Origin of the sequence: Aeromonas sp. OTU364 (assembly GCF_038440395.1) — a bacterium.
Lineage (GTDB): Bacteria > Pseudomonadota > Gammaproteobacteria > Enterobacterales > Aeromonadaceae > Aeromonas.
Window position 1 is genome coordinate 1 of sequence record NZ_JASATR010000001.1, and the last position, 15,723, is coordinate 15,723.

Genomic DNA, 15,723 nt, shown 5'->3' on the forward strand with positions numbered 1-15,723 from the left:
CCAAAAAACCGACGCCCCGGCTTGGCCGGGGCGTCTTGTTTTACTGTGTCGGCGGGTCTGTGCCGCCATCGGCGACACCGGCGACGCTACAGCTCCAGTTCTTCCGAACCTTCATAGGCGATGTCGATGGCTTGCAGCTCCTTCTGCAGGCGGTGCTTGTCTTTAAGCGCCTCTATCTCACGCCATTTGCGTTTCTTTCCCGTTGTCCCGCGGCTACGTGAACCCAGCTCAACGACCTCGTCAAAATCGAAGTTGAACATGTCCATGGCTCCCTCCTTGGTTTTATGGTTTTCACCATTCGTATAACACGACGCATTTGAAAATAAAACGTTTTTATGACCAGGTTGTGACAATCGGGAGGGTGGATAAAAAAAACCGGGCTGCCCTGTCGGGAGCCCGGTTTTATCGGCGCAACCCCTCCTGTGGAGGGGCTGGCCGAGATGGCTTAGGTCGTCTTTTTACAGGCGGCTGGCCAGCATGGTTTCCAGCTTGCCCTGGTCGATGGCGAACATGCGGATGCCTTCGCCCAGCTTCTCGTGAGCCATGGCGTCCTGGTTCAGCTCCCAGCGGAACTGCGCTTCGGTCATCGGGGTAGGTTTGGCCTTGCGCTCGCCGGTGTAGTCCAGCTTGCGAACCACGGCGCCTTCGGTCTTGCTCAGCTCTTCCAGCAGGGCAGGGCCTATGGTCAGGCGGTCGCAGCCGGCCAGCTCCAGGATCTCGCCGGTGTTGCGGAAGCTCGCACCCATCACCACGGTCGGGTAGTCGTGCTGCTTGTAGTAGTTGTAGATGGCGGTGACGGAGACCACGCCCGGATCTTCGCTCGCGGTGTAGTCACGGTTGTGCTTGGCCTTGTACCAGTCGAGGATGCGGCCCACGAACGGGGAGATCAGGAAGGCACCGGCTTCGGCACAGGCACGGGCCTGGGCGAAGGAGAACAGCAGGGTCAGGTTGCACTGGATGCCCTCTTTCTCCAGCACTTCGGCGGCACGGATCCCTTCCCAGGTGGAGGCCAGCTTGATCAGGATGCGATCGTTGCTGATGCCGGCTTCGTTGTAGAGGCGGATCAGCTTGCGTGCCTTGGCGATGCTGGCGTCGGTGTCGAAGGAGAGACGGGCATCCACCTCGGTGGAGATGCGGCCCGGGACGATTTTCAGGATTTCCAGACCTATGTTGACCGCCAGCTTGTCGCCCGCGTCGATGATTTGCTGTGCCTTGTCCTGGCTCTGGGACTTGGCCCAGTTGATGGCGTCTTCGATCAGAGCCGCGTACTCGGGGATCTCGGATGCCTTCAACACCAGGGAGGGGTTGGTGGTGGCATCGATGGGCTGGTAGCGCTTGATGGCTTCGATGTCGCCGGTGTCGGCAACTACCGTGGTCAGGGCTTTCAGCTGGGTTAATTTATCGGCCATAGCAAATATCATCTCTATATGAGGGAGCAATCCCAGGGGTTGCGGGCGTGAGACGGCCGTTCTGAAATAAAATTACAAAATCCCGGCGACTCAGGCTCAGAAAAGCACGATGGGGGTGGCCCATCGCCACTGCCTGCCTAATTAATACGGATGTGGCGCTTCCTGCAATAGGGAGCCTTGTACGTGAATCATCCAGGTGGCGGGAAGGGGGGGAGCGACAGGAGGAAAGTGTCTGATAAAAAACGACTTTTACTTATCTTTTGGCAACGCCCGCCGGCCGGCACAAAAGCAACTTTTTTAGTTGATTCTTCAATTTGTGCAGTAGGTCACACAAATACTCTTGTCAGCTACTTGAAATTTAATTACGTGTAAAACGTTTGGCGCGACAAGCCCCTGGCTGGGCGGCATCAAAGGCAAACGCTTGTCTTCCCGCGGCCCGTCAAGGCATCTGTTTTTGCCGCCATGGGCATATCGACTGATGAGCCCCTTTCGGGTCTTATTTGTCGGCTGTAGCAGCGCACATCAAGTTTTGTTGATTATTTGCGTGCTAAATGAAGCTTTTTTGCATCAAATCGCTCGTTTTTTGTCTTTCCAGTGAGCCTAATCACTATTCTGAATCCCCTCCCTATGCTAGATTCCGCCCCTTCGGCGCAATGCTAATTCGGAAATTGACAGAGAGCGGTCAGCGCAGACTGACCATGGATGTGATAACAACGAGAGAATTATGGACACCTTGATTGCAATGATTAACGACCTGATGTGGGGAGCCGTGCTCATTTACCTGCTGATCGGGGTCGGACTCTTCTTTACTTTCCGCCTGGGGTTTATCCAGATCCGCCACTTCGGCCACATGTTCTCGGTACTGCGCAATAGCCGCAAATCCGACAGTGCCGGCATCTCCTCCTTCCAGGCCCTGTGTACCAGCCTGGCCGCCCGTGTGGGCACCGGCAACCTGGCCGGCGTGGCCGTCGCCATCTATCTGGGTGGCCCGGGCGCCATCTTCTGGATGTGGCTGATCGCCTTTATCGGCATGGCCACCGCCTTCGTCGAGAGTACCCTGGCCCAGCTCTACAAGGTCAAGGACGAAGACGGCAACTACCGTGGCGGCCCCGCCTACTACATGGAACGCGGTCTCGGCATGCGCTGGATGGGGGTGGTCTTCTCCCTCTGTCTGCTGCTGGCCTTCGGTCTGGTGTTCAATGCGGTGCAGGCCAACTCCATCAGCCTGGCCATGAACGTCGCCTTCGGCATCCCTGACTGGGTCAGCGGCCTGGCCCTGGTGGTGCTGTCCGGTCTCATCATCTTCGGCGGCATCCGTGGCATCGCCCGCTTCGCCGAACTGGTGGTGCCCTTCATGGCGCTGGCCTACATATTGATGGCGCTGTTCGTGGTGGCCATGAACATCAGCGAGCTGCCCGGGGTCTTTGTCCTCATCATCAAGTCTGCCTTCGGCATCGAGCAGGCCGGTTCCGGCGCCATGGGTTACGCCATCTCCCAGGCGATGATCAACGGTATCAAGCGCGGCCTCTTCTCCAACGAAGCCGGCATGGGCTCTGCCCCCAACGCCGCCGCGACCGCGACCCCCTATCCGCCGCACCCGGCGTCCCAGGGCTATGTGCAGATGCTGGGTGTCTTCCTCGACACCATCGTCATCTGTACCTGTACTGCCGCCATCATACTGATGTCAGGCCAGTTCGAGCCGGGCTCCGGCGTGACCGGGGTCGAGCTGACCCAGCGTGCGCTCTCCTCCCAGGTCGGTGGCGGTGGCAACATCTTCATCGCGGCGGCCATCTTCTTCTTCGCCTTCACCTCCATAGTGGCGAACTACTCCTACGCCGAGACCAACCTGGTGTTCCTGGAGCACAACCACAAGGGCGGCCTGATGCTGTTCCGGATGTTCGTGCTGGGCATGGTGATGTTCGGCTCCGTGGGCGAGCTGCCGACCGTGTGGGCCCTGGCGGATGTCTCCATGGGGCTGATGGCCATCGTCAACCTGATCGCCATACTGCTGCTCTCCGGTGTCGCCATCAAGCTGGCCAAGGACTACAACGACCAGCTCAAGGTGGGTCGCGTCCCCACCTTCGATGCCAACAAGTACCCCGAGCTGCGCAGTCAGCTGGAAGAGGGGATCTGGGACAACCCGCCCAAGAGCAAGCAGGCCTGAGTCCTGGGTTGATCCGGTTGGATAATGAAAGAGGGGAGCCATGGGCTCCCCTCTTCTATATGGGCTTGTGCCTGCCCGAGGCGGTGGCATGGGATGGCTGGACTGCCTCCTTGGCAACAACGACGAGACTTCACACCACTTCACATCCAGCACACCTTGGCCCGTTATGCTGGCCCCACAGCTCGTCGCTGGTGCGGCGATCCCAAACAACCGAGAGGATGAAATAACCATGCAACAACAGGTGCGGATGACATTGCTGACGGCGGGCACGCTGCTCTGGACCGGTCTGGCGCAGGCCACGGCGGCCCCCCAGGGCGATCCCCTGCGCCCCCTGGTGGATGCCAGCATCCGGCCCGTGCTCAAGGAGCACAGGATCCCGGGCATGGCGGTGGCCGTGCTGAAGGATGGCAAGGCCCACTACTTCAACTACGGGGTGGCGAACCGGGAGAGCGGGGCCCGTGTCAGCGAGCAGACCCTGTTCGAGATAGGTTCGGTCAGCAAGACCTTTACGGCAACGCTTGGTGCCTACGCCGTGGTCAAGGGCGGCTTCCAGCTCGATGACAAGGTGAGCCAGCACGCTCCCTGGCTCAAAGGTTCCGCCTTCGACGGCATCACCATGGCCGAGCTCGCCACCTACAGCGCCGGGGGCCTGCCGCTGCAATTCCCCGACGAGGTGGATTCCACCGACAAGATGCGCGCCTACTATCGCCAGTGGGCGCCGGCCTACCCGGCGGGCACCCATCGCCAGTACTCCAACCCCAGCATCGGCCTGTTCGGCCATCTCGCGGCCCAGAGCCTGGAGCAACCCTTTGAGCAGCTGATGAGCCAGACCCTGCTGCCCAGGCTCGGTCTCGAACACACCTATCTCAAGGTGCCCGCCGCGGCCATGGGGCACTACGCCTATGGCTACTCGAAAGAGGACAAGCCCATCCGGGTCAACCCGGGCGTCCTGGCGGACGAGGCCTATGGCATCAAGACCAGCTCGGCGGATCTGCTGGCCTTTGTCGGCGCCAACATCACAGGCGGTGGCGACGAGGCGATGCAGCAGGCGATTGCCCTGACCCACAAGGGGCTTTACTCGGTGGGCGCCATGACCCAGGGGCTCGGCTGGGAGAGCTATCCCTATCCCGTCAGCGAAGCGGCGCTGCTGGCGGGCAACTCCCCGGCGGTGAGCTTCAAGGCCAATCCGGTCAGCCCCGTTGCCGGGTCCCGGAAGACGGGGGAGGCGCGGCTCTACAACAAGACAGGCGCGACCAACGGCTTCGGTGCCTACGTGGCCTTCGTGCCCGCGAAGGGCGTCGGCATCGTCATGCTGGCCAATCGAAACTATCCGAACGAGGCCCGTGTCAAGGCGGCCCACGCCATCCTGAGCAAGCTGAGGGAGTGAGGGTTCGGCCCCGTTGATTGAGGTGAGTACGCCGGGACAGCCCGGCGTACTTTTTGGTGCTGCCCGGCACTGTCACGCCTAGGCGAATGGCTCCAATGGCCTGCCCCTCGCCACTGGATTTCCAAACTGGAATCTACCGATCGCCATCTCTTCACTCGATGCGAGCGGTGCCCCCTCCTATAGTGCTGCCCATATTCATCCAGTCCCCCCATGCTCATGCCGTCGACGGTCTGAGTGGGCGGGCCCTTCGCAATGGAGCATCCATGGGCATTTTCCTGCTGTGCACTTTCCTGATGATCATCCTCTACCCGCTCGGGATCGATCTCTATCTGGTGGCCGTGCCCCAGATTGCCGACACCCTGCAGGCGAGCGAGGGGCAGATCCACACCGCCTTCTCCATCTACCTGTTCGGCATGGCGGCCACAGTGCTGCTGGGGGGGATCATTGCGGATCGCCATGGCCGGCGCTGGGTAGTGCTGGGGGGCGCCCTCATCTTTGTCATCGCCTCCCTGGTGGCGGCCAATGCGACGGGGATCAGTCAGTTCTACCTCGGCCGCTTCTGGCAGGGGGCCGGGGCGGGGGCGCTCTACATCATGACCTTTACCGTGCTGCGGGATGTGCTGAGCCAGGGGCGGCTGGCGATGGCGCTCTCCATGATCAACGGGGTGATCTGCGTCATCCCGGTGCTGGCGCCGGTGCTGGGTTATCTCATCCTGTCGCATTTTGATTGGCGCGGGATCTTCGTGGCGATGGCGCTGGTGGCCGCCGTCAGCGGCCTGGTCAACCTGCTGCTGCTCAGGGAGACCCGTCCGGCCCGTCAACCGGGAAGTGGCGGGGCTCAGCCCTTTGCTCTGCTGGGCTCCCCGCACTTCATGCTGCACTCGCTGCTGACCAGTGCCAGCGTCACCGCCATCCTGGTCTATGTGAGCGTCTCGCCGCTGATCCTGATGCAGGGGCTTGGCTTCACCACCGAGCAGTACGCCCTGGTGATGATGGTGATGGCCGGGGTGAGCATGTCCGCCTCCTTCCTGACACCGTTGCTGCTGCGCTGGCAGGGCAAGCAGAGGGTGCTGGCGCTCTCCCATCTGGCCTACCTGCTGGCGGCCTGCCTCCTGCTCGGCCACTGGCAGCTGGGGGACGATGTCCGCTTGCTGCTGCCGGGCTTTGCCCTGGTCTGTATCGGCTTCTCCTGCGGCTTCGGGGTGGCGATGGGGGAGGCGCTGGGGGAGTGTCGGCACCAGGCGGCATTTGCCAGCGCCTTGCTCTGCATCATGCAGATCAGCCTCTCCGGCCTCTATATCTGGCTGCTGGGCCAGCTTGGCGTTACCCCATCCGGGATGCTGATCTCTGCCCTGCTGTTGACCCTGCTCAGTTACCTGGCCGTCAAAGGGCTGTTACCATGGCTCGCGCTGCGCGAAGCGCGGTCGCGGGGATAAGGGGAGAGGAAAGATGCGCAACCTGGGTGAACTGGATTTGAACCTGCTGGTGGTCTTCAAGCACCTGATGCAGGAGCGCAGCGTGTCAGGGGCGGCCAAGAAGCTCTGCGTCACCCCCTCGACGGTGAGCAAGGCGCTCGCCAAGCTGCGGGACTGGTTTGACGATCCTCTCCTGGTGCGGGTGCGGCAGGGGCTGCAGCCGACCCAGCTCTCCCTGACCCTGGAGGAGGAGCTCAAGGCCTGGTTCCTGCTGACAGGTAGCATCACTGCTCTCAACAGCGAGGCGATCCCCGAGGGGGCCCGCTTCAGTCTGGTGATGGAGTCCCCCTTTGGCATCAGCTTCCTGAGCGAGCTGCCCATGACCATCTACCAGAAGTACCCCCACTCTGTGGTCAGGATGCTGGGGTGGGATCACCACTCCCTCAACGACATAGTCAACGGGGATGCGGATCTCGGCTTCTGCGCCCGGGAGACCCATGGTCGCTCCCAGGCCAGGGTCAACCGGCTGCCCTATTACATCGATCACGAGGTGCTGTTCACCGATCGCCCCGTGGTGTTCCTGCGCAAGGATCACCCTCTGCTCGGGCGGACGTGGTCGCTGGAAAACTTTCTGGCCTGTCCCCAGATAAGCGTGGTGTGGGAGGCCAGCGACAGCTGGGCGCTGGACGATCTGCTGGAGGATGAGGGGCAGAGGCGGGAGGTGCCCATCATGGTCGCGAGCTTCGAGCAGGCCCTGCACATCGCCTCCCAGTCGAGTCACGAACTGATCGCCGTGGCACCCTCCTATTGCGCTGGCTATGCCGCCAGTCACCACGGCAACCTGATCGCCATGCCCCTGCCGCTCCCCAAGGCACTCTATGTACAACTGGAGATAGCCTTCATCCTGCTGTGGCACAAACGCCATAACCAGGATGCCAAGGTGATGTGGCTGCGCAATGAGACGAAGCGGCTCTATGGCCAGGCGGCGCAGGGACTGGCCCTGTTCCCGTGGGATGGAGGAGAGGCGGCGGGAGATGCCTGATGCAGGGGGCCTGGCCGGCCCCCCGGGTTCAACCGTATTGCTCTTCCATCCAGGCTTCGACGATAAGCTGGGCAGAGACCCCATCCACGCTGCCCTTGTCCAGCGCCTTGTAGCCGCCGCGCTCGAACAGGCGGGCACGGGCATCCGTGGTGGTGAGCCGCTCGTCCTTGAACTCCACCGGCTTGCCGAAGCGGCCATGGAGGCGGTTGCCGAACTTGCGGGCCCGCACCGTGATCTCCTGATCCGTGCCATCCATGTTCAGCGGCAGGCCGACGATGAGCAGATCCGGCTGCCACTCCTTGAGCAACTTTTCAATCTCGTCCCAGTTGGGAATGCCGTCGTTGGCCTTGAGGGAACGAAGGGGTTGGGCCGTGCCCGTGAGCTCCTGGCCGATGGCGACGCCGATGCTCTTGGTGCCGTAGTCAAAGCCCATGATGCTGCGTGATGACATGGATGTCCTCGAAAAAAGATGAATAAAAAGATGTCGTATCCCCTCACCCTAGCCCTCTCCCGAAGGGAGAGGGAACCGATCGAGGTTATGCTCGCTCGAATCTGGCTAACTCCGTTTTAGCTGACAGGTTGCCGTAGATATATCCGAAACGTGCCGATTTACCCCCTTCTCCCCTCGCGGGAGAAGGGCTGGGGATGAGGGGCACTAAATGGGAACTGCATCAACTAAAGAGCGTGACAAGGGATCTAACTGTGCCCCACCTGGCTGGAGAGATGCAGGGGGTTGACGCCTATGCTGATGACGACAATGGCCTGCTGCCAGCGCTGGTGAATCTGTGTGTCAAACATCATCAGCTGTGCCCCACCTGGCTGGAGAGATGCAGGGGGTTGACGCCTATACTGGCGGCGGCCTGCTGCCAGCGCTGGTGAATGGGGGTGTCGAACACCAGCCTGGGGTTGGGGGGGATCACCAGCCAGGCGCCATCCACCAGCTCCTGCTCGAGCTGCCCTGCGCTCCAGCCGGCGTAACCCAGCGCCACCAGCCAGTGGTCTGGCGCCTCGTCCGTGCCCAGGGTCTCGAGGATGTCCTTGGAGGTGGTAACCATCATCTCGTCGCTCACCTGCAGGGTGGAGTTGAAGCCGGGCCTGAAGCTGTGCAGCACGAAGCCGCGATCGGCATGGACCGGGCCCCCCTGCAGCACCGGCTGTTTCATCTCGGCGGTGGCGGGCGGGCTCAGCTTGAGCTTGGTCAGCATGGCGTCCAGGGACATGTCCACCGGGATGTTGACCACCAGTCCCATGGCTCCCTCGCTGCTGTGCTCGCACAGATAGACCAGGGAGCGTTCGAAGTAGGCGTCCGTGAGGCTCGGCATGGCGAGCAGAAAATGGTTTTGCAGTGTTTGCATAGATATCAAAGAGTGCAAAGGTATTTGGGGTGATTATGGCAGTTGACGGCGGCGGGCAAAACCGCTTTTTCGCGCAGAAAACCCGGAAGTCCGGGGGCTGGCTCACATCGTCACGCAACAGAAAAGAGCAGGGGCCGCGTCGGCCCCTGTGGTGTCACTGTCTGGTTGATGGCCTCAAGGGGCGTCACCCTGGGTTATTTTCCCAGTCGGCGCTCGATGGCATCCATCAGCATGCCGGTGATATGCACCGGGAAGGCCGCCTCGATTTCGCGGATGCAGGTCGGGCTGGTGACGTTAATCTCGGTCAGGCGGTCGCCTATGATGTCGAGCCCGACGAAGATCAGCCCCTTCTCTTTCAGGGTGGGGCCCACCGCACGGGCGATGGCCCAGTCCGCCTCGCTCAGGGGGCGCGCCTCGCCGCGGCCGCCGGCCGCCAGGTTGCCACGGGTCTCTCCCTGGGCCGGAATGCGGGCCAGGCAATAGGGCACGGGCTCGCCGTCCACCACCAGCACCCGCTTGTCGCCGTCCTTGATGGCGGGCAGGAAGGTCTGGGCCATGCAGTACTGGCTGCCGTGGGCGGTGAGGGTCTCGATGATGACCCCCACGTTGGCGTCATCTTCCTTCATGCGGAAGATGGAGGCGCCGCCCATGCCGTCCAGGGGCTTCAGGATCACGTCCTTGTGCTCGGCGTGGAAGGCGCGCAGCTTGTCGGCACGGCGAGTGACCAGGGTGGTCGGGGTGTGCTCGGCAAACCAGGCGGTGTAGAGCTTCTCGTTGGCGTCGCGCAGGCTCTGGGGCTTGTTGACGATGAGGCAACCCTCGTCCTCGGCCCGCTCCAGCATATAGGTGGCGTAGATGAACTCGGTGTCGAAGGGGGGATCCTTGCGCATCAGGATCACGTCCAGGCTGGAGAGCGGCTGATCCACCACCTCCCCCAGGCTGAACCAGTGGGCGTAGTCATGCTTGACGGTGAGCGGACGCATGGTGCCAAACGCCCGTCCGGCCTGCATGTAAAGATCCTTCATCTCCAGATAGAAGAGCTCGTAGCCGCGCTTTTGCGCCTCTTCGAGCATGGCGAAGCTGGAGTCCTTCTTGATGTTGATGGCCGAGATGGGGTCCATCACTATGCCGAGTTTGATGGTCATCCGAGATTCCTTCTGGTGGCTCGATTGGGTGGTAGGGGCGATTAGCGAAGCCTAATCGGCCGTTTGAGGCTGCAATCATTCGATGCCGCCACGCGGCTTGTCGACGCTGCCCTCTGGTATTAAGCGAGATCGCCGAAGCGGCACTGCAGCGCCGTGATGGCGGTCAGGGCGGCGGTTTCGGTGCGCAGCACCCGTGGCCCCAGCAGCATCTCCTTGAAATCCTCTTGCACGGTACGGGCGATCTCGTCGCTGGACAAGCCCCCTTCCGGGCCGATCAGCAGCCGCACCCCGTGCTCGGGGACCGGCAGGGTGTTGATGCTGTACGGGGCGCGCGGGTGCAGGTTGAGCTTGAGCTCCTGGGTCTCTTCCGCCAGCCAGGCCTCCAGCTCCATGGGCATGCGCACTTGTGGCACCACATTGCGGCCGCACTGCTCGCAGGCGCTGATCACCACCTTCTGCCACTGCTCGCGCTTCTTCTCCAGCCGATCGGCCGGCAGCTTGACGCCGCAGCGCTCGGAGAAGAGCGGGGTGATGCAGGTGACGCCGAGCTCCACGGATTTCTGGATGGTGAAGTCCATCTTGTCGCCACGGCTGATCACCTGGCCCAGATGGATGGCGAAGGGGGATTCCACCGAGCGGGCCTCGCAGCTGTCGATGCGCACCTCCACCGACTTCTTGCCGACGCCTGTGATGGTGGCGGCATATTGGTTGCCGTCGCCGTTGAACAGCTCGAGCTGCTGACCCGGCTGCATGCGCAGCACCCGGCCTATGTGGTTGGCACCGTCTTCCGACAGGGCGAGAGTCTGGTCCACCTGCAGGGCGGCCGGTTCATAGATACGTGGAATGCGCATGGCTGATCACAATCTCTTGGCTTGAACGCGTTGGGTGATGGGAGGGGTGACCCTCCCTGTCAAATGGGGCTATTGGCACTGCTTTTCAATGAAGGGGTTGGTATTGCCCTGCAGTTTGCCGATGCGGCTGTTGCGCTCGCACTCCCAGCGGTCGGCCGGGTACTGCCTGTCCCAGGCCTCGAACAGTTTACGCTGTTGGGCGGCCAGGCGCAGCCCATACTGCTGGCCCATGTAGAGGTAGGCGCGGGCTATCTGGCCACGCACCGGCCCCTTGGGCGGCTGCACCCGGCGATCCTTGAAGTCCACCAGCATCTGGCACTTGCCGTACTGGTTCGGCTTGCCGTTCCAGTCGGAGAAGCGGTAGTTGGCCCGATCGCCGTTCACCTCGCCGATGGCGGGGAAGAGGTTGTGCATGTCCCCCTCCATCTTGTTGAACTCGTCGCTCTTGCCGCAGTTCTTGCGCCCGCCCTCCTGCCAGCACTGGAGCTGGTGGCCGAACTCCCAGGCGGGGACCACGTGCTCCCACTCGATGCGAGAGGCGCGATTGGCCTGCTTGCGCGGCAGGTAGCCGCAGCTCTCCCAGTCCGGGGCCATCTGCTTGCCGCTGAACTTGATGTTGCAGCCGCAATAGAAGGTGGTGGGGTGGCTCTGGTAGAGCTTGTTCAGATCCTGCTTGGCGGCGCGAAAGGTCTGGGGGGCCTCGGCATGGGCCGGGGCACTGACCAGCAGGGCCAGGCAGAGGGAAATCAGAGGGCGAAACATGAAGATCCTTGGCAATGAAACGAGTGAATGAAGAAGCTGCGCACCCTAACACAGGGGCGCGACACGGGTTGACTCAATCCGCTGTCAATACCAGGGGCTGACGACAGCGGCGGCAGTGATAGCGGGCCTCGCCGCGCACCACCTTGTTGTGCCGACGCACCGAGAGCTGATGCTGCTGGCAGGCACAGGCGTAGGCATGGGTGCGCTGGGCCAGCACGGCGAGATCGAAGCTGTGGGTGGTGTTGGGGGCGAGGCCGAACACCTCCCGCATCACCGACTGCCACTGGCGGCCGTGGGGCAGCACCCGCGACTTGCCGCGCCCTTCCCCCCAGAGCGCATAGACCAGCAGGTGCGCCACCTCATGGGGCACCACCTCGGCCAGAAAGGCCTGCTGGTTGGCCTGATAGAGCGCCGGGTTGAAGCGCAGCTCCCAGGTTTGCAGCCGCGCCGACCCCGCCGCCCGGCCCCGCATGTTGCAGTGGATCTGCGGGCGCGGGAAGGGGCGGCCGAGGCGTGCCTCCGCCTGCACTAAGCAGGCGTCGACCCGCTGGTGCAGCAGCTGGAGCAGGGATGCGTCGAGTTGGACTCTGGTGGCAGACATCGAGGTCTCGTCGGGTAGCGGATAAGCAAAAGGGGAGCCAGGCTCCCCTTTTATCACAGCGGCCAGCCTTACAGACCGGCGGCGTCGCGCAGCAGAGCGGCCTTGTCGGTCTTCTCCCAGGGGAACTCGTCACGGCCGAAGTGGCCGTAGGCGGCGGTCGCCTGGTAGATGGGACGCTTGAGATCCAGCATCTCGATGAGGCCGTAGGGACGCAGCTCGAAGAACTCGCGCACCAGCTTGACCAGCAGCTCCTCGGCTACCTTGCCGGTGCCGAAGGTCTCGACGCTGATGGAGGTCGGCTCGGCCACGCCGATGGCGTAGGAGACCTGGACTTCACAGCGGGCAGCCAGGCCGGCGGCGACTATGTTCTTGGCCACGTAGCGGGCGGCGTAGGCGGCAGAGCGGTCCACCTTGGACGGATCCTTGCCGGAGAAGGCGCCACCACCGTGACGGGCCATGCCGCCGTAGGTGTCGACGATGATCTTGCGACCGGTCAGACCGCAGTCACCCATGGGGCCGCCGATGACGAAACGGCCGGTCGGGTTGATGAAGTACTTGGTGTCCTTGTTGATCCACTCGGCCGGCAGCACCGGCTTGATGATCTCCTCGCGCACCGCTTCCACCAGATCCTTGTGGCTGATGGAGTCGCAATGCTGGGTAGAGAGCACCACGGCATCCACCCCCAGGATCTTGCCTTCGCTGTCGTAGGCGAAGGTGAGCTGGCTCTTGGCATCCGGGCGCAGCCACGGCAGGGTGCCGTTCTTGCGCACCTCGGCCTGACGCTTCACCAGCAGGTGGGAGTAGGTGATGGGGGCGGGCATCAGCACGTCGGTTTCGTTGGTGGCATAGCCGAACATCAGGCCCTGGTCACCGGCACCCTGCTCCAGCGGATCGGTACGATCCACACCCTGGTTGATGTCCGGGGACTGCTTGCCGATGGCGTTCAGCACGGCGCAGGAGTCGGCATCGAAGCCCATGTCGGAGTGGGTGTAACCTATCTCGCGCACGGTGTCGCGCACGATCTGCTCGATGTCGACCCAGGCAGAGGTGGTTACTTCGCCGGCCACCATCACCATGCCGGTCTTGACCAGGGTCTCGCAGGCGACGCGCGCCTTGGTGTCTTGCACCAGGATGGCGTCCAGCACCGCATCGGAGATCTGGTCGGCGATTTTATCGGGATGGCCTTCGGAGACCGACTCGGAAGTAAACAGCTTTGCCATGATTGGTTCTCGATTCGTATGGGGTTATCGCCTTGGCCATAACCGGAAAATGACAGTATGACTGTAGAGGTATCTACATCTGGACGTCTATTTTAATTAGGTCACTGGGTGATTGCCAGCACTATTTGGGGTTGGACCCGCCCGGGCCAAGGCTGAGGGGGCAACCACTCCGATGGGGGTAAGGGAGGGGGCGGATTGAATCGTTTTCCCGGGCCAGAAAAGCGATTGTGCTCCCAAAGCCACTTTATTCGCCCAGATAATATTTGCACCGCGCCCGCCCTGCTGGGACAATAACGCGCCTTAATCTTGGCCATCAAATGAAGCAATCGCAGGAGATACAGATGCCTTCTCGTAAAGAGCTTGCCAATGCCATTCGCGCATTGAGTATGGATGCCGTTCAAAAAGCCAACTCCGGTCACCCGGGCGCCCCCATGGGAATGGCAGATATCGCCGAAGTGCTGTGGCGTGGCCACCTCAAGCACAACCCGAACAACCCCAAGTGGGCCGACCGTGACCGCTTCGTGCTGTCCAACGGCCACGGCTCCATGCTGCTGTACTCCCTGCTGCATCTCTCCGGTTACGACCTCTCCATCGATGATCTGAAAAACTTCCGCCAACTGCACTCTCGCACCCCGGGCCACCCGGAGTACGGTTATGCCCCTGGCATCGAAACTACCACTGGCCCGCTGGGTCAGGGCATCACCAATGCCGTGGGCATGGCGATCGCCGAGAAGGCCATGGCCGAGCAGTTCAACCAGCCGGGTCACGACATCGTCGACCACTACACCTACGCCTTCATGGGCGACGGCTGCCTGATGGAAGGTATCTCCCACGAGGCTTGCTCCCTGGCCGGCACCCTGGGCCTGGGCAAACTGATCGCGTTCTGGGATGACAACGGCATCTCCATCGACGGTCACGTGGAAGGCTGGTTCACCGACGACACCCCCAAGCGTTTCGAAGCCTACGGCTGGCACGTCATCCCGGCCGTTGACGGTCACAACCCGGAAGCCATCAACGCCGCCATCGAAGCCGCCAAGGCCGAGACCGGCAAGCCGACCCTGATCTGCTGCCGCACCATCATCGGCTACGGTTCACCGAACAAGTCCGGCTCCCACGACTGCCACGGCTCACCGCTGGGCAACGACGAGATCGCCGCCGCCCGTGCCTTCCTGAAGTGGGATCACGCGCCCTTCGTCATCCCGTCCGAGATCGCCGCCGAGTGGAATGCGCAAGAAAAGGGCACCAAGCTCGAATCCGACTGGGCTGCCAAGTTTGCCGCCTATGAAGCCGCGCACCCGACCCTGGCTGCCGAGTTCAAGCGCCGCACCACTGGCGAGCTGCCAGCCAACTGGGCCGCTGAATCCGCCAAGGTCATCGAGACCCTGCAAGCCAACCCGGCCAAGATCGCGACTCGCAAGGCCTCCCAGAACGCCCTGGAAGCCTTCGGCAAGCTGCTGCCTGAGTTCATGGGTGGTTCCGCCGACCTGGCCCCGTCCAACCTGACCATGTGGTCCGGCTCCAAGTCCCTGACTCCCGAGAGCGCGGCGGGCAACTACATCCACTACGGTGTGCGCGAGTTCGCCATGTCCGCCATCATGAACGGCATCGCCCTGCACGGTGGTTTCATCCCCTACGGCGCCACCTTCCTGATGTTCATGGAGTACGCCCGCAACGCCCTGCGCATGGCCGCCCTGATGAAGCAGCGCGCCATCTTCGTCTACACCCACGACTCCATCGGTCTGGGTGAAGATGGCCCGACTCACCAGCCGGTCGAGCAGATCGCCTCCCTGCGTCTGACCCCGAACATGAGCACCTGGCGCCCCTGTGACCAGGTAGAGTCTGCCATCGCCTGGAAGCACGCCATCGAGCGTACCGACGGCCCGACCTCCCTGATCTTCTCCCGTCAGAACCTGCCCCAGATGGACCGCACCGCCCAGCAACTGGCCGATGTGGCCAAGGGTGGCTACGTGCTGAAGGATTGCGCCGGTACCCCGGAGCTTCTCCTGATCGCCACCGGTTCCGAAGTGGAGCTGGCCGTTGCAGCTTACGAGCAGCTGACTGCCAAGGGCCGCGCCGTGCGTGTGGTCTCCCTGCCTGCCACCGACGTGTTCGACGCCCAATCTGCCGAGTACAAGGAGTCCGTCCTGCCGTCCAGCGTCACCAAGCGTGTCGCCATCGAAGCGGGCATCGCCGACTACTGGTACAAGTACGTGGGCTTCGGCGGCAAGATCATCGGCATGACCACCTTCGGTGAGTCCGCCCCGGCCGAGCTGCTGTTCAAGGAATTCGGCTTTACCGTGGAAAACGTGGTTGCGACCGCAGAGTCCCTGTAATAGCTGATTGCTTGATACTGAATTGAAAAGCGCCTCCCT

General features: G+C 62.4%; 14 protein-coding genes. 5 read left to right on the top strand and 9 right to left on the bottom strand.

Features of this window, described 5'->3' with window-relative positions; genetic code table 11:
- Nucleotides 1-86 precede the first annotated feature (86 nt).
- Both AAHB08_RS00005 and tal read right to left on the bottom strand, forming a co-directional pair.
- Complete coding sequence (locus AAHB08_RS00005; RefSeq protein ID WP_025326190.1) at nt 87-266, bottom strand: DUF3545 family protein; 180 nt, start codon at nt 264-266, stop codon at nt 87-89.
- A gap of 192 nt (nt 267-458) precedes the next feature.
- Nucleotides 459-1,409 (bottom strand): transaldolase, encoded by a 951-nt coding sequence (gene tal, locus AAHB08_RS00010; protein WP_139435618.1) that lies wholly within the window; start codon nt 1,407-1,409, stop codon nt 459-461.
- Nucleotides 1,410-2,133: 724 nt separating this feature from the next.
- On the opposite strand from tal, the gene AAHB08_RS00015 reads away from it, so the two are divergent.
- From AAHB08_RS00015 to yidZ, 4 genes are all read left to right on the top strand, one after another.
- Nucleotides 2,134-3,573, top strand: a complete 1,440-nt coding sequence (locus tag AAHB08_RS00015) for an alanine/glycine:cation symporter family protein (protein WP_139435616.1) — start codon at nt 2,134-2,136, stop codon at nt 3,571-3,573.
- Between the two features lie 229 nt (nt 3,574-3,802).
- A complete protein-coding gene (gene ampC, locus AAHB08_RS00020) occupies nt 3,803-4,960 on the top strand; it encodes an FOX/MOX family class C beta-lactamase (protein ID WP_342057740.1) in 1,158 nt (385 codons plus the stop codon).
- 263 nt (nt 4,961-5,223) lie between these two features.
- Nucleotides 5,224-6,396: an MdtL family multidrug efflux MFS transporter gene (locus AAHB08_RS00025; protein WP_342057741.1), complete on the top strand. Its 1,173-nt coding sequence runs from the start codon at nt 5,224-5,226 to the stop codon at nt 6,394-6,396.
- Nucleotides 6,397-6,409: 13 nt separating this feature from the next.
- A complete protein-coding gene (gene yidZ / locus AAHB08_RS00030; RefSeq protein WP_342057742.1) occupies nt 6,410-7,417 on the top strand; it encodes an HTH-type transcriptional regulator YidZ in 1,008 nt (335 codons plus the stop codon).
- 28 nt (nt 7,418-7,445) lie between these two features.
- On the opposite strand, the gene ruvX is transcribed toward yidZ, so the two are convergent.
- The 7 genes from ruvX to metK all read right to left on the bottom strand — a co-directional run bounded on the left by ruvX (nt 7,446) and on the right by metK (nt 13,351).
- Nucleotides 7,446-7,868, bottom strand: a complete 423-nt coding sequence (ruvX, locus tag AAHB08_RS00035) for a Holliday junction resolvase RuvX (protein ID WP_025326196.1) — start codon at nt 7,866-7,868, stop codon at nt 7,446-7,448.
- Nucleotides 7,869-8,217: 349 nt separating this feature from the next.
- Nucleotides 8,218-8,772, bottom strand: coding sequence for a YqgE/AlgH family protein (locus AAHB08_RS00045; protein WP_139435608.1), 555 nt, complete (start codon nt 8,770-8,772; stop codon nt 8,218-8,220).
- Nucleotides 8,773-8,966: 194 nt separating this feature from the next.
- Nucleotides 8,967-9,917, bottom strand: a complete 951-nt coding sequence (gshB, locus tag AAHB08_RS00050; RefSeq protein WP_025326198.1) for a glutathione synthase — start codon at nt 9,915-9,917, stop codon at nt 8,967-8,969.
- Between the two features lie 119 nt (nt 9,918-10,036).
- Nucleotides 10,037-10,768, bottom strand: coding sequence for a 16S rRNA (uracil(1498)-N(3))-methyltransferase (rsmE, locus tag AAHB08_RS00055; protein WP_342057743.1), 732 nt, complete (start codon nt 10,766-10,768; stop codon nt 10,037-10,039).
- A gap of 69 nt (nt 10,769-10,837) precedes the next feature.
- Nucleotides 10,838-11,530 carry an endonuclease gene (locus AAHB08_RS00060; protein ID WP_162519165.1) on the bottom strand — a complete coding sequence of 231 codons (693 nt, stop codon included), beginning with the start codon at nt 11,528-11,530 and terminating at the stop codon, nt 10,838-10,840.
- A 73-nt stretch (nt 11,531-11,603) separates the two neighbouring features.
- A complete protein-coding gene (locus AAHB08_RS00065; protein WP_342057744.1) occupies nt 11,604-12,131 on the bottom strand; it encodes a SprT family zinc-dependent metalloprotease in 528 nt (175 codons plus the stop codon).
- Between the two features lie 68 nt (nt 12,132-12,199).
- Complete coding sequence (gene metK, locus AAHB08_RS00070) at nt 12,200-13,351, bottom strand: methionine adenosyltransferase (RefSeq protein ID WP_005330558.1); 1,152 nt, start codon at nt 13,349-13,351, stop codon at nt 12,200-12,202.
- Nucleotides 13,352-13,692: 341 nt separating this feature from the next.
- Here metK and tkt point away from each other — a divergent pair, with 341 nt between their 5' ends.
- Nucleotides 13,693-15,684 carry a transketolase gene (tkt, locus tag AAHB08_RS00075; RefSeq protein WP_139435601.1) on the top strand — a complete coding sequence of 664 codons (1,992 nt, stop codon included), beginning with the start codon at nt 13,693-13,695 and terminating at the stop codon, nt 15,682-15,684.
- The last annotated feature ends 39 nt before the right edge of the window (nt 15,685-15,723 follow it).

What these genes read in the sequence shown, in the direction of transcription:
- AAHB08_RS00005 (WP_025326190.1), bottom strand. Translation starts at nt 266, where the DNA reads ATGGACATGTTCAACTTCGATTTTGACGAGGTCGTTGAGCTGGGTTCA.
- tal (WP_139435618.1), bottom strand. Translation starts at nt 1,409, where the DNA reads ATGGCCGATAAATTAACCCAGCTGAAAGCCCTGACCACGGTAGTTGCC.
- AAHB08_RS00015 (WP_139435616.1), top strand. Translation starts at nt 2,134, where the DNA reads ATGGACACCTTGATTGCAATGATTAACGACCTGATGTGGGGAGCCGTG.
- ampC (WP_342057740.1), top strand. Translation starts at nt 3,803, where the DNA reads ATGCAACAACAGGTGCGGATGACATTGCTGACGGCGGGCACGCTGCTC.
- AAHB08_RS00025 (WP_342057741.1), top strand. Translation starts at nt 5,224, where the DNA reads ATGGGCATTTTCCTGCTGTGCACTTTCCTGATGATCATCCTCTACCCG.
- yidZ (WP_342057742.1), top strand. Translation starts at nt 6,410, where the DNA reads ATGCGCAACCTGGGTGAACTGGATTTGAACCTGCTGGTGGTCTTCAAG.
- ruvX (WP_025326196.1), bottom strand. Translation starts at nt 7,868, where the DNA reads ATGTCATCACGCAGCATCATGGGCTTTGACTACGGCACCAAGAGCATC.
- AAHB08_RS00045 (WP_139435608.1), bottom strand. Translation starts at nt 8,772, where the DNA reads ATGCAAACACTGCAAAACCATTTTCTGCTCGCCATGCCGAGCCTCACG.
- gshB (WP_025326198.1), bottom strand. Translation starts at nt 9,917, where the DNA reads ATGACCATCAAACTCGGCATAGTGATGGACCCCATCTCGGCCATCAAC.
- rsmE (WP_342057743.1), bottom strand. Translation starts at nt 10,768, where the DNA reads ATGCGCATTCCACGTATCTATGAACCGGCCGCCCTGCAGGTGGACCAG.
- AAHB08_RS00060 (WP_162519165.1), bottom strand. Translation starts at nt 11,530, where the DNA reads ATGTTTCGCCCTCTGATTTCCCTCTGCCTGGCCCTGCTGGTCAGTGCC.
- AAHB08_RS00065 (WP_342057744.1), bottom strand. Translation starts at nt 12,131, where the DNA reads ATGTCTGCCACCAGAGTCCAACTCGACGCATCCCTGCTCCAGCTGCTG.
- metK (WP_005330558.1), bottom strand. Translation starts at nt 13,351, where the DNA reads ATGGCAAAGCTGTTTACTTCCGAGTCGGTCTCCGAAGGCCATCCCGAT.
- tkt (WP_139435601.1), top strand. Translation starts at nt 13,693, where the DNA reads ATGCCTTCTCGTAAAGAGCTTGCCAATGCCATTCGCGCATTGAGTATG.